Annotated in this window: 10 protein-coding genes; all 10 read left to right on the forward strand. The window is 42.0% G+C overall.

The window, feature by feature from the left end; all coding sequences use genetic code 11:
* The first annotated feature begins 2 nt into the window (after positions 1-2).
* The 10 genes from PSF16_RS09845 (at position 3) to PSF16_RS09890 (ending at position 14,144) form a co-directional block, all read left to right on the forward strand.
* Entirely contained in the window at positions 3-1,751 is a 1,749-nt protein-coding gene (locus PSF16_RS09845; protein ID WP_272689185.1) for an OmpA family protein, read from the forward strand.
* 2 nt (positions 1,752-1,753) lie between these two features.
* Positions 1,754-2,245, forward strand: a complete 492-nt coding sequence (locus PSF16_RS09850) for an Hcp family type VI secretion system effector (RefSeq protein ID WP_006660409.1) — start codon at positions 1,754-1,756, stop codon at positions 2,243-2,245.
* Between the two features lie 212 nt (positions 2,246-2,457).
* Positions 2,458-5,121, forward strand: coding sequence for a type VI secretion system ATPase TssH (gene tssH, locus PSF16_RS09855; protein ID WP_272689186.1), 2,664 nt, complete (start codon positions 2,458-2,460; stop codon positions 5,119-5,121).
* Positions 5,118-7,514 (forward strand): type VI secretion system Vgr family protein, encoded by a 2,397-nt coding sequence (locus tag PSF16_RS09860; RefSeq protein WP_272689187.1) that lies wholly within the window; start codon positions 5,118-5,120, stop codon positions 7,512-7,514. Before tssH ends, PSF16_RS09860 begins: the two co-directional genes overlap by 4 nt.
* 9 nt (positions 7,515-7,523) lie before the next feature.
* Positions 7,524-8,387 (forward strand): DUF4123 domain-containing protein, encoded by an 864-nt coding sequence (locus PSF16_RS09865; protein WP_272689188.1) that lies wholly within the window; start codon positions 7,524-7,526, stop codon positions 8,385-8,387.
* A gap of 2 nt (positions 8,388-8,389) precedes the next feature.
* Positions 8,390-11,074, forward strand: coding sequence for a T6SS effector BTH_I2691 family protein (locus PSF16_RS09870; protein ID WP_272689189.1), 2,685 nt, complete (start codon positions 8,390-8,392; stop codon positions 11,072-11,074).
* A gap of 1 nt (position 11,075) precedes the next feature.
* Positions 11,076-12,035 (forward strand): DUF6708 domain-containing protein, encoded by a 960-nt coding sequence (locus tag PSF16_RS09875; protein ID WP_154636412.1) that lies wholly within the window; start codon positions 11,076-11,078, stop codon positions 12,033-12,035.
* Positions 12,036-12,208: 173 nt separating this feature from the next.
* Positions 12,209-12,562: a DUF6708 domain-containing protein gene (locus tag PSF16_RS09880; RefSeq protein WP_272689190.1), complete on the forward strand. Its 354-nt coding sequence runs from the start codon at positions 12,209-12,211 to the stop codon at positions 12,560-12,562.
* A gap of 108 nt (positions 12,563-12,670) precedes the next feature.
* A complete protein-coding gene (locus PSF16_RS09885) occupies positions 12,671-12,937 on the forward strand; it encodes a PAAR domain-containing protein (RefSeq protein WP_154602835.1) in 267 nt (88 codons plus the stop codon).
* A gap of 4 nt (positions 12,938-12,941) precedes the next feature.
* Entirely contained in the window at positions 12,942-14,144 is a 1,203-nt protein-coding gene (locus PSF16_RS09890; protein WP_272689191.1) for a hypothetical protein, read from the forward strand.
* The last annotated feature ends 90 nt before the right edge of the window (positions 14,145-14,234 follow it).

Consider the following 14,234-nt stretch of genomic DNA (forward strand, 5'->3'; position numbering starts at 1 on the left):
GCATGCAAAATCCAATCAAACAGTGTCTGACACTTTTTGCTACAGGTCTTTTTCTGTGGCTCCTCTGGGGATTTTGGTCTCTAGGGCAGACTGTCACTATCTTTGTATCGGTCTTAGTGTTGACGCTCACTGGTGGGATGCTATTTTGGCAATATAAACAGCGCCGACAAACGCTTTCCACTGAGCATGATTATACGGGCGCATTGCCTGCCGATAACTATCAAGGTCCTGTTATTCTGGTTTGTGGTCAATCCCACGCACTGTTTCTCAATGACCAATTACACCGAGAAACAAATCAAGGTTGGTATATTCGTGTATCCGCGCCCACGGATCTCGTTAAACTGATTGCCGCATTGGTGGAATATGCCCCTTCGCTATCTGGGCACTTATCCTTACTTTACGTTGTCTTGCCCGAGCAACTTACCCAGCAAGAAACCCTGACACAAGCACTACTCAATTGGCGTCGAGCTATTGGGGAAGGTCGTCAAAAAATCGGTGCTAAATTGCCATTTTGGGTAACGGTATACCTTTCTAAACCTCATCATGCTGATACTGCTATGCATGTTGATGATGAACATACCCCTTGGATGACGTTACTCAGCCACCAAACTGAATTTCAGGTAGAGCAAGAAGGCTCCATGTCAGCGCCCTATTCTGCTTGGCTGCCAGCACAGATTGGACAGTCAGAACAGAGCCTGCAATTTTCTCTGTGGCTAGATACCTTACAAAGCTGGCTAAACCAAGTTTTAGTGCCTCAATTCACAATGCCTCAAGCGGGAGCGCCAAAGCAAATCCCTTCAGCATGGGCCATTCAATGGATAGATATCACAAGCCAACCCAACAACTTATGGCAGCAATTTATCCAAGAAAAAACCACATTGCCATCACTCCCATCCATACAAACAGCCGACTTGCTGCCATTGCCGGATGTGATGTTACGTCGTTTACGTCATGATATTAGCTTAAGCCGTACCGAAAAACTCTTCGGCGCTATTGGTCTCATTTTTGGTGTATTCCTGATGGGCGCATTGGTCGGAAGCTACCACCATAATCAGCAACTAATTCGTCATATTGGCGAAGATGTCACCCGCTTCTTGCATCTCTCTGATACCCCGCTTACGCCAAAACTGACGGCATATCAGCAATTGCAAACTGATGCTTCTGAGCTGGCGCGCTGGGAACGAGAAGGCATTCCAACGTCTCATTCCTTAGCGTTATATCAGGGAAACAGAATTTTACCTTACTTGCACATGCTGCTCGGTAGCTGGGCACCACCGCAACCTGACGTCGCGCCTGAGGTTCCTGCACTTACTCCCGCAGCCCCTCAGATGGTCACGCTAGATAGCTTATCGCTATTCGACGTAGGTCAATACACACTCAAAGCAGGTGCAACGAAAGTATTAGTCGATGCCTTGCTCAACATTAAAGCTAAACCTGGCTGGTTAATTATGGTTTCTGGTTATACCGATAACACCGGAAATCCTGAATTAAATCAAACACTGTCTTTAAAACGCGCAGAGTCTGTCCGTGATTGGATGATCCAAACCAGTGATATCTCGCCAACCTGCTTTGCAGTGCAGGGATACGGGCAAAATAACCCCGTTGCCGACAACAACACCGCTGACGGACGCACTCGAAATCGGCGCGTAGAAATTCGTTTGATACCTCAAGCTGAAGCTTGCCAGGTCTCAGACGTCAACACCGTACCATCGATGGATGGTGGTACACATTCCACACAAAAGGAGAAGTAGTTATGGCTATTCCAGTTTATTTATGGCTGAAAGATGATGGCGGTGCTGAAATTAAAGGTTCTGTCGACGTACAAGACCGTGAAGGCAGCATCGAAGTGGTTGCTCAAGACCATAACCTGTACATCCCAACGGATAACAATACCGGTAAATTAACAGGTACTCGTATCCATACGCCATTCATTTTCGTTAAAGAAATTGATGCTTCAAGCCCTTATCTTTACAAGGCTGTGACCACGGGTCAAACCTTGAAAGAAGCGGAATTCAAATGGTATCGCATTGATGACGCAGGACAAGAAGTCGAATATTTCAACACCAAACTTGAAAACGTCAAAGTCGTGAAAGTGGCTCCAAAAATGCACGACATCAAAGATCCAGGTAAAGAGAAGCACAACCATCTCGAAGAGATTGAGCTGCGCTATGAAAAAATCACTTGGACATATAAAGACGGCAACATTATCCATTCCGATTCTTGGAATGAGCGTGCTACCGCTTAATTAAGATAAGCAGGCGTTTCGGCGTCTGCTTTTTTCTTGCGCCTCTTGCGCAATCTCACTCACACACAACACATTTTGCCATTAAACAAGCTATACGCGCTTTCAACTGCGCATTCCCATCGCGAATATCACCTTATGAACCTCGGTTAACGGTTAGGGGCGGTAGCGTGCCTAAACACATTGATATCCACCAGATTATCTAGGGAGAGAACATGGAAAATTCTTCAGTTATGTTATTGCGTCGCCTAAACCCTTTCTGTGCTAATGCACTAGAGGCAGCAGCTTCCTTGTGCCAAACACGCGCCCATGCTGAAGTCACCATCGAACATTGGTTACTCAAGCTACTTGAGCTAGGAGAGAGTGATATCACTGTGCTAGCGCGTCGCTATGAATGGGATATTTCTGCACTATGGCAAAGTCTGTTAACAGAAATCGATAACCTGCCCCGCTCTATCCATAGCCGCCCTTCGCTATCAAAATCACTCCTAAACTTAATTCAACACGCATGGGTGATAGCCTCATTGGATGAAGATATCGAGCATATCCGCAGTGTGCATATTCTTGCCGCGATGGTGAAGCAGCCCGCTTTAGTTCCGAACGATGCCCTTTGGCCATTAATGACCTTAAGCCTCACGCAATTACAACGCTTAAGACCGATGCTTGATGCGCAATCCGATGAGCGCCCTGAAGTTCAGCAACTTGCGGCGCATAATCAATCTTTACCGGCGGAAGCGCCGCTTGAGGCTCAATCCTCTAGCAAAACCCCTGCACAGAATGTCATCGGTAACACACTGAATGATGCCTTATTGACCGTGCTGAATAAATTTACGGTGGATGTGACCGAAAAAGCGCGCGAAGGTGCGATTGACCCCGTCTTTGGACGTGATGACGAAATCCGTCAAATGGTGGATATTCTGTCTCGTCGCCGTAAAAATAACCCCATTCTCGTGGGTGAACCGGGTGTCGGGAAAACGGCGTTAGTGGAAGGCTTAGCCCTGCGTATCGTTGAAGGTAACGTTCCTGTCAGTTTGCAAACCACATCATTAAGAACCTTAGATTTGGGGCTGCTACAAGCGGGGGCTGGCGTCAAAGGCGAATTTGAACAGCGCTTAAAAAACGTGATTGACGCCGTACAACAATCTCCAACCCCTATTCTATTATTTATCGATGAAGCCCATACCATCATCGGCGCAGGCAACCAAGCAGGTGGCGCGGATGCCGCTAACTTACTCAAACCCGCCCTTGCCCGTGGTGAATTACGCACGATTGCCGCAACCACTTGGTCTGAATATAAGCAATATTTCGAGCGTGATGCCGCCTTAGAGCGCCGCTTCCAAGTGGTCAAAGTGGATGAACCGGACGATGAAAAAGCCTGCTTGATGCTACGTGGACTAAAACCGCGCTACGCAAAATATCATGGCGTTCACATTACCGATGATGCGGTCAAAGCCGCCGTCACCTTATCTCGCCGTTACTTAACCGGTCGTCAGCTCCCCGATAAAGCCGTGGATTTGCTCGATACGGCCAGCGCCCGAATTCGCATGAGCCTCGATACGCTCCCTGAAGAACTGACTCGTTTAAAAGCCAAGCGCAATGCATTAGAACTTGAACAGCAAGCGATTCTTGATGACTTGGCGATTGGCAACACCACCAACCAATCCCTGCTGAGCGAATTAGTCACTCAAGATGCGCAATTAGCCCTGCAAATGGCGGAACTGGAACAGCGTTTTGAGCAAGAAAAAAACCTTATCAGCGAGCTCTTAGAACAGCGACGTCAATCCCAAGATGTCAGCAATATCCAATCACAGTTAGAACTCGTTCAACAAAATGAGCCGCTGATCACCCCCGATGTGGATGTCAGAACCGTGGCTACTGTCATCGCCGACTGGACCGGTGTGCCATTATCCAGTCTATTAAAAGATGAACAAACCGAACTGCTGGAGTTAGAAGACTCGCTAGGTAAACGCGTAGTCGGTCAAGAAAGCCCATTACTGGGACTTGGACAACGGTTACGTGCTGCACGTACAGGTCTGGCGTCAGAAAACGGTCCTCAAGGGGTATTTTTATTAGTGGGACCAAGCGGAATCGGTAAAACTGAAACCGCTCTCGCCTTGGCTGATGTCCTGTTTGGTGGCGAAAAATCCTTAATCACCATCAACATGTCCGAATATCAAGAAGCCCACACCGTCAGCCAATTAAAAGGCTCCCCTCCAGGTTATGTGGGGTATGGTCAAGGCGGGATTTTGACGGAAGCCGTTCGCAAGCGCCCATACAGCGTCGTGTTACTCGATGAAGTGGAAAAAGCCCACCGCGATGTGCTCAACCTGTTTTATCAAGTTTTCGACCGTGGATTTATGCGCGATGGAGAAGGTCGTGAAATTGATTTTCGCAATACCGTGATCTTAATGACGGCAAACTTGGGCAGTGACTTGCTTATGCAGCAACTCGAGGAGTTCCCTGAGTCTACCGACGGCGAGCTGCAAGAACTGCTGCGCCCAACCTTGCGCGAACACTTCCAACCCGCCTTACTCGCACGTTTCCAAACCCTAATTTATCGCCCATTAGGTCCTGTCGCTCTGCGCCAAATTGTTGAAATGAAACTGGGTAGCGTCATTAAGCGTCTTTACACACACTACAAGCTTGAAGGCATTATAGAAGAAGCGCTGTATGACACTCTTGTGAGCGCCTGTTTATTACCCGACACTGGTGCCCGCAATATAGACAGCCTGCTGAACCAGCAGATTTTACCGGTACTGAGCCAGCAACTACTGATGCGCCAAGCTAACCACCAGCAAGCGCAAAGCCTGACGTTGGGGTATAGCGAAGAAGACGGGATCACCCTGAGTTTCAGTGATATTGAGGAGATAAATCCATGAGCCTACTCGATACAACCAAAAACCGCCTTCAAGGTCAAAACCGCTATCGCTTAGAAGTGCAAGGCTGCTCAGATTTACTGGACGTTGAACATTTTGCCGGGCGTGAGGCCGCTAGCGATACCTATCGCTACCAAATTACGTTTACCTGTTCCGCCCAAGATCTTTCTGCTCAACAATTATTACGCCGTAATGCCAGCCTGACCTTTTGTGCGCCGATAAGTAACTTAATGGGGCTTGCCACTCAGCCGAGCGTTGCCAAGCGGGTTCATGGCGTAGTGACGGATTTCCGTCGTCTCTCTGGCTCTGCGGATGAAGCTCGCTACCAGCTAGTTATCGAGCCTTTTTTTGCGCTACTCCGCCATCAAATTCGCAGCCACCGTTTCTTTATCAACCAATCCATCCCTGATGTGGTTGAACAAATTCTGCGTGAACATAATTTCAAAGGCTGGGAGTTCGAATTTCATCTCGACAAAGCGTACCCAAAGCGCGAACAAATCAACCAAATTAACGAAAGTGACCGCCAATTTATTGAGCGTTTACTCAGTGAAGTGGGTATTTTTTATCGCTTTGGTTTACAAGATGATACCCAAACCGAGGTACTCCACTTTACAGACAGCCAACGAGGCTATGTGTATGACAAAACGCTGCCACTCAATAGCCCGTCTGGGCTGAGCGATAACCATGTTGACAGTGTTTGGGGATTATCTTTACGTCATCAAGTGGTTGAAAGCACTGTTTTTGCCAAAGACTATAACCACCGACTGGCGGAAGATACGTTGATTTCCGCTGTCGCGGATATGACGCGCGGTGACGGCGAAAAAATCAACTACGGCGATGTTTATCACTATAAAGGTCGCCACCTGACCCGCGGGGATAAAATTCGCCCTGAAACTGAAACCGCAAACTTTTGGGCAAGACTCGACCACGAACGCTTTTTAGCTCGACAAACTTTACTCCGCGGAGAAAGTAGCGCAGCGGACCTGACGCCATTATTAGTATTAAGCATTCAAGATAACCCGCTCAGTTCGACGTTACCCAGCGTATTCAAATCGCCAATTCTAATTACTCGCCTACGCTTTACCGCCAGCCGAGATAAAGCGCTAACCGTCCGCTTTGACGCCGTACCTTACACTGAATCACTGTGCTGGCGCCCGGCTCTAAAACCACGCCCTGTCATTGCAGGAACATTAATGGCACGCGTCACCAGCGCTAAAGACCACGATATTTATGCCCACCAAAATGAACACGGCTTTTATTGGGTCAAATTCGATGCGGATCGTGATGAAAAAACCAAGGGCTATGAAAGTATGCCCGTGCGGTTGGCAAAACCTTACGCCGGCGATACTTATGGGATTCATTTCCCGCTAATTCAAGGCACTGAAGTCGCTATCGCCTTCCATGAGGGTGACCCAGACCGCCCTTATATCGCCCACGCACTGCATGATTCCCGCCACCCTGATCACGTGACGGATAAAAATAACACCCGCAATGTGATCCGCACGCCTGCGAATAACAAACTGCGCATGGAGGATAAACGCGGGCAAGAGCATATTAAGCTCAGCACCGAATATGGTGGAAAAACCCAGTTAAACCTGGGGCATTTAGTCAACGCCGAGCGCGAACAACGCGGTGACGGTTTTGAGCTACGTACTGACAGCTGGGGCGCGATTCGTGCGGGTAAAGGGTTGTTAATAAGTACTCATGAGCAAGAAAAAGCGAACGAGCAACAACTCAATATAGATGAAATCAAACGTCAACTTTCTGATGCATTATCAATGGCGGAATCTCTATCATCAATATTAGAACAAGCGGATATCGAATCACTCGATAATCAAACACAAGAACAATTTTTACAACAAAACATTGAGCAACTGCAAGAACCAGTCGTACTCATCGGTGCTCCAGGCGGTATTGCAACCTCAACCCCTAAACATATTCAATACAGTAGTAACGGCAATCAAATTTATACCGCTGCGGGTAATACAGAAATATCATCACTCAAGCGCCTTGTCTTATTTGCTAAGAAAAAAGTTGTTTTATTTGCGCATGAACTAGGCATGAAACTGGTTAGTGCGGCAGGTAAGGTAGAAATACAAGCTCAAACAGGTGAAGTCGACATCATTGCACAAAAAGGGCTGAATATTACGAGTACTAACGATGAAATTATCATCAGTGCAAAGAAAAAAATTACACTGCAATCTGGTAGCTCGTATATCACCATTGAAGGTTCACAGATAGAGCACGGAACGAGTGGAGACTTCAATGTAAAAAGTTCAAATCTTCAATATATGGATGCTGCAACGTTGAATATGCCGTACCCACAATTTACTGCTTGTGAATCCATGGCTTCAGAAGCTGCTCAACAGGGTTCAGGTATTGTACCTCTACGCTAAGGATACTGTATGACACACTATCTACCCCAACATAAAAATTTCGGTGAGCACCAATTTGCATTAATTGATAAAGCATTTGCTCGTTCATTACTTGATGACTATCCCTCATTAGATATTGTCTCAGCACACTTGGCCCCCCAATCACATTTATACCCAGCACTAATATCACTGCATGAATTACCCACGCCAGATTGGCAAAAGTTCATCACTAAAATAACAGAACAATCTCAAGGGCTTTCAACACCTAACATCAACTTATTACTCAGCAGCCCTTTATCAGCAGAATCATTGCGCAATGAGCTAGCTAGCCTTCTTTTAATTAATGATGAAAAACAACAAAACTATCTTTTTCGCTACTACGATCCCAGAGTTTTAATTCAATTATCTTGGATGCTGACCCCTTGGCAGTTGCAAACTTACTTAAAAACGCAAGCAATTCCATCTTGGACATTTTTTATTGATAAACAATGGCATACGTTAAGTTTTCAAGAAAAAGCACCTTATATCAAAAATGATCCTATTAATTTACCGTTAGAACAAATTAATAGGATTGGTTTAATTAACCAAGTGTTAGAACAATTACCTATTACAAAAAACTTAGACGAAAAAATTAGACTTAGCCGACACATTGATGAGTTGCTATTGATCGCATCCAATTGTGGTTTGGTTATAAATAAAGATATAAATATTTTTGTACAGCAAGGCATCGAGCAACAATGTGCTTTTTGGTTACATCATGATGTTCAAGCTGTATTAAAAGTTTCTGCTCATAATCCTGAATATTACCGTCGCACAACCTCCAATTGGAATGAAAAGCGCTGGCAAGAAATAAAAGCCAATGCTCCCACGTTAATAACGTCTAAAGGAATCTAGATATGAAAGATAAAAATGAGTCGCAAGGTTGCAGTTTTTGCATTCGACGTGGATTTCCCATTTTACTCGCTCGCCCTGCTATTATGTCTCAACATGATATTCTCCCTGTTATGCCTAAAAGTATTCATGTCCCCGTTGAAGCCCAAGGGGAAACTGCATATACCTTGCGGTTATTACGCTCTGGCTACTTAAATATTTGGGATGAATTAGGTCACTCATGGATTAATTATTATATTACTGACGGTGGGTTTTATTACCCAATTCCCGAAAATGGGGATGTCCCTAATGATGTAGCCTCTGGTGAAATTAAACCCTGCATTGACCAGCCAGAAGAATTGGCTAGAGCCTCTTTAATCACCTTACCCATGATGCCCCAAGGTACTAAAAATGGCACCTTCTGGTTTGCTTGGTCAGAAGTGAAATGGACTGATGCCATTCGAAAACAATTTGAAGAAAAAGGCTACCGTGAAAAATATATGCAACCCTTTGATATGGATGCATGGCTGAGTCGTCAGCAAGTGCCACAAGCATTACCTTTGTCACAGTTAGAGCAAACTATTGCTAATTATCATGAGCACGCAATAAAAAGCGAAATATGGAAATGGACACTGCCGTTAGATATGATGTTTAATCCTATTAATGCCGTAACGTCGTTAGTTTATCCGGCATACGCGAAAGTAACACCTATCGCATCTGGGAAATATGTAGAAAATGCAGCTAATCAAGGTTTGCACCCCAAAGGGGCAATATTTGTATTGCCAGATCCTACCGCTAACGTTAAAGATTTATCGTCGTTAATAGAATATGAGTTTAATAAAGAGATATACCAAAAAGATAAGGATACCGAAAGAAAGTCCGCTTTGCTTGCATCAATAACACTAATGAAAGATTCAACGATAACAGATCTCGAACGTGAATATTTAAGCAATGTATATAAAGCGAAAAAGACCAAAGAATCGAATAACGTTCATCCCGATGCTTACGGTATTATTGTCGACGCACCGGAAATACCCGAAGACAACGATATTTGGGAAGAAGTGTTTAAAGGTATGTCAATCAACGTTAAGAGCAGTTGGTCTGAATATGAAAAATATTATGATGCCAATAAAGTCAAAGAATATGCAACAGAGTTAAATGAAGCAGTAAAAGAATATAATAGCCGAGTGATTTCCCCCAGAACAAAAATGTATCTCGATTGGTTTAATGAAGACAGTTTTCTTGATTATTTCCAATGTAATTTTGACCGAAATGATATCATCAGCGGCACCGAATTTACTGCCATTATTAGTTATTGCATACGAGGAATGTCAGATAAGGAAGGAACTAAAAAATTCTTTTCCGAGGCATTAATCAAACCTCAAGATAACCCTAAAAACCTTTTAGCCAGAGCGCTGTTATTAAATCAAGATGCGTTAATAAAAAAAATATCTGAAGCCGTTAATAGCCACCAATCCCTAAGCGAAATGCCTTGGAATAATTTAATTGATGCTTTTGGAACTATCATAGATAAACCCGATTCCCCGGGTGTTTCAGTCATTGCAGTTTACTTGGGTATACTTACGGGTCCACTACTGAAAAATTTAACAAACCTATTAGGTTCAAAATCAATGTATTCTTTTCTTGTATCTATGGGGGTTATCACTAAAAATGCGTTTATCGTGGTTGAAATGGAAGGGACGTTTTCTCATTTGTATAAAGAAACAGCCAAACGCATTATGCAATTATATGGCGATAACCTGAAAATGAGTGAAAAATCTCTATATGATCTTTTAGAAAAAGATCTCAAAGCGAAAGCGTTAAATGGCGAACATATTTATACACAACGAGTACAAAAATTCATTATATGCTTGGAACCCATGGAAGCAGAAAGGATCGCGGCATTACCATCCAATCAACAACTAAAAGCATTAAGAGCCCATATATTTTCGAGCCAAGATGCTTATATTAAAAATTACAGGGCATGGAAAATATCGTTCGAAAATAAAACGCAAAGCTTAAAGTCGGCTACCCCATTTTGTTTAGGTGTACTTTCCGGTTTATTTCAAGTTGCTGCACTGATTAGTTCATCCGATCTTGGCAACAATAAAACATTAACCCGTGATCAACAAGAATCTCGGTATCGCTTTTGTTCTGGGGTTATGGGATTATCCAGCACAATTCTTAGCACCATAGAAACGGGTATCTATAGGTTCGTTACCTTTGAAAATGACGCCGCAAGGAAGGCATTTAAGAATACTCGTGTATCAAAGTATCTATTTGGTTTTGCGGGAAAAACATTAGGGATTGTTAGTGCGGCTATCGGTGCTATTTATGATTCTCTTCATGGTGTTGACGAGATGATGAAAGGTAATTTGGGACTCAGTTCATTATATTTTCTATCTGCAGGTGCAGGTTTTGCTATTATTTATGTACTAATTTTTGCACCTTTATGGGGACCGATAACAATGATTATTTCCCTAATTATATTACTGGGAACAGCTATATTCATCGCTTTAGACCTTCCCAATAACCTTCAAAAATGGTTGCAACAATGCCTATGGGGCAAACTTCCAGAAAAAGGGCTTAGTAAACTTAAAGAGTTTGAAATGCTTAAAGATAGTGATGTGGTAGATATGTTTGAGCTAACAACATACCCGACCATGCAAATAGAACAAGATGAATTTAAAGCTGCGCTGGGGGGATTTTAATATGGATTACTATGGCTTATTTCCAAAATTTAGATTACAGCGCCCACTTAACGAAAGAGAAATCGAACACCAGTTACATCAACATATTCGCAATGATATTCCTGAGGAACAACTGGATTCTGACCGCAAAGTCATTGTAATAAATTCACATTACCTTGAGTTAGTCGATAAATTTTATTATTCAAAAGGCCTTCTCTCATTTGTATCCTCTTTATGTAGTGCAACTTTTGGTTCTGCTCTTCTTTTTATCCTTTATTATTGTATCTTTGTTGCGGACTATTCAACTGAGATGTTATTTTTTCTTTTATTTGTTATACCGTTTTTATCTGGATTTATCTGCTTTGCATTGTATACCTTAAAGAAAGAGTGGTTTGCTTGGACCCATTACCCTATTCGTTTTGACCGTAAAAATCGTCTTGTTTATGCGTATCGAATTGATGGCTCGATTATTACCGCCAAATGGGATGATATCTTTTTCACTTCTGGATTATTTTACAAAAAGTCTATGAAAGATGAATATTATATTAGCGGTCATATTCTTGATAAAAAGAAAAACACCATTATTGACACCTTTTGTTTACCAGCAACCAGTTTTAACCAAACGGAATTACTTGCACATTGGGAATTTGTTCGCCGTTATATGGAAGATGGCCCGCAAGATATTATTCATCATATTGATTTTTGTTTACCGATTGAACATAAAAAAGAGCGTATATGGTTTAGCTTTTTCTATCTGTTGACTAACCTTGGTGGCCGCTCGATATTATTTTTACCGGTTTCATTACCTTTAACCGTGATTTTAGGTATTCCCCGTTGTATAGCGGTCCTAACCAGTCGTCGTCCGGTATGGCCTGAGAATATTCAAAAAAAATCTACGGAAGATACCAAAGATCCTTATTTCTTTGACGTTTCCAAAAACCCGAAACATCTATTAATCTATTGGTTCTGTAATAAAAAATAATTTGGCAGTTTGATGCTATTAGCCCAATAAGCAAATGGCATCAAATTAATTTAAATAAGCATTCAAACTTTGCTTGGCTAGCTATTGATGTTATTACTTGGTCATTCTATGAAGTAGGGTATTTACTGGCTATTCTAATTGGTTCTCTAATAATATTTCCGATGGCACTCTGGATGCTATTCTTATTAAAAAAAGAGTGGTTCGCATGGATTCATTACCCTATTCGGTTTGATCGTAAAAACCAATTGGTACACGCGACACGCATTGATGGCTCTATCTTTACAGCCCCTTGGCAAGATGTGTTTTTTACGACAGGACTAAATCATCGCAAAGAAATCGGCAAGGATTATTATATTAGTGGGCATGTATTGGCAGATGATGGCATCACGATTATCGATACCTTTTGTCTACCTTCATCACATAACAATCTTGAAGAACTGAAAGCCCATTGGGAATTTGTTCGTCATGACCCATATATTCTTAATGCCTCGATGAACCCCAAAAATCTTTGGAAAACATTTTTTTAATTATTATGAATGAAAATTATATTTATTATTCAATTCTCTTCGAACGTGTATTTTCCTTTAAAGCTGTATCTATCAGTTTCCAATAACAAATCGTAAAGGACTTTTATCATGAAAGGTATTATTCGTATTGGTGATAAAAATACAGGTGGTGGCCAAGTATTATCAGGTTCTTCATCAATGGTATTTAACGGCATAGGTGTCGCCCGCTTAGGTGACCCCGTTTCATGCCCTAAAAAAGGACATAATAATGTAGTGATTTCTCAAGGACATCCAACATTTCTAGATAATGGCTTACCTGTTGCATTTGATGGTCATAAATGTAGCTGTGGCTGCACATTGATTTCCTCTCTTCCTAATGCCAAAGCGAGCCTCTAAACTGATGCCTGTTGATTTATTATCACTACCGCCAAAAGCAAAACGTCAAGATTTTCCATCAATTAAACGATGGGGCATTTTTTTTGTTTTACTATCAGTAGTCATTTATATTTCACATCGATTGCTAGTTTCTCAGTCATTAATAGAAAAAATACCAGAGTCAAATTTACTCATTTTTACCCTCATAATTTGGCTAGGTTTATATTCTGTTAGATACATGTTTTTTCTTTTTAATAAATGGGCAGCTGATGGATGGGATACACAAAGACAAATAGATAAAGATAAAAGAATATCGATAGGCCAAAGAAAAGTTACACTTTTAGCACAAGCCATGATTCTTCCTCACATAACAAACTGCAAAGATTTATCAACACAAATAATTACCAGTAAAACATCTCTTTTGCCTCCTAACCTCATCAACGGTAAAGCAAGTTATTGTGCTCAGTTCATTGATAGCAACACTTCAGATGTAGAAAGAGTCATCAATAGAATTAAAGCGTTAATTAGTGAGCCATCAATGCTAACTGCAATCAAATGTCTATCAAACAATGTATCATTAAATATTTTAGTTTCGATTGGAGAAAGTATTATTCTAAATAAAAATGATAATAAACAAATTAATCAAGAAGTTTCTCAATTACTCGAAAGACCATTCAGTATTAATTATAAAGAACATATCCCAATTAGCATTGTAGATAACTGGTTAGATAAAATCTATGATTTTGAATACCTACTCACTATAAACCTTCATCTGATTAAACAACCCATTGATAAATATACAGAGGTTAGTGTAGCTCATTTATTATCATCACCTAAAAAAACGCTTAACAAATATATCGCTTTTATTCACCGACCTGAATCTATACCTCAGCATAAGCACAATACGCTGGAGTTAAGTAAATCTATTGATAATGCGCTCCTTTGGGGGAATGTCGGGCTAACCAAAGTAAAGTCTATTTTTCTTAATGCTTTTTCAATCAGTAATCTGGATAACACTAGAACAGAAGTTCTATTTACCGAAAGCGGAAGGAAAATTCCTTTATATAGTATTGATAATATTATTGGCTGTACTCAGCATGCCTCCCCTTGGGTTAACCTTTATATTAGTACTTCATGTTTAATAAAAACCGAAGCAGCCCAACTTGCGATTACACATCAAAATAATGAAATATTTGTTTGGACAGTTACCCCTCCAATCGGAATTTAATGCTTGGCGGATTCAAGTCCGAAGTGCAACGCTAAGCCGCCTTTCTTAGCTCCGCAAACACCACCGAAGGTTGTCTGAACCCCAGACACT

Source organism: Providencia sp. PROV033 (assembly GCF_028484855.1).
Taxonomy (GTDB): Bacteria; Pseudomonadota; Gammaproteobacteria; order Enterobacterales; family Enterobacteriaceae; genus Providencia; species Providencia alcalifaciens.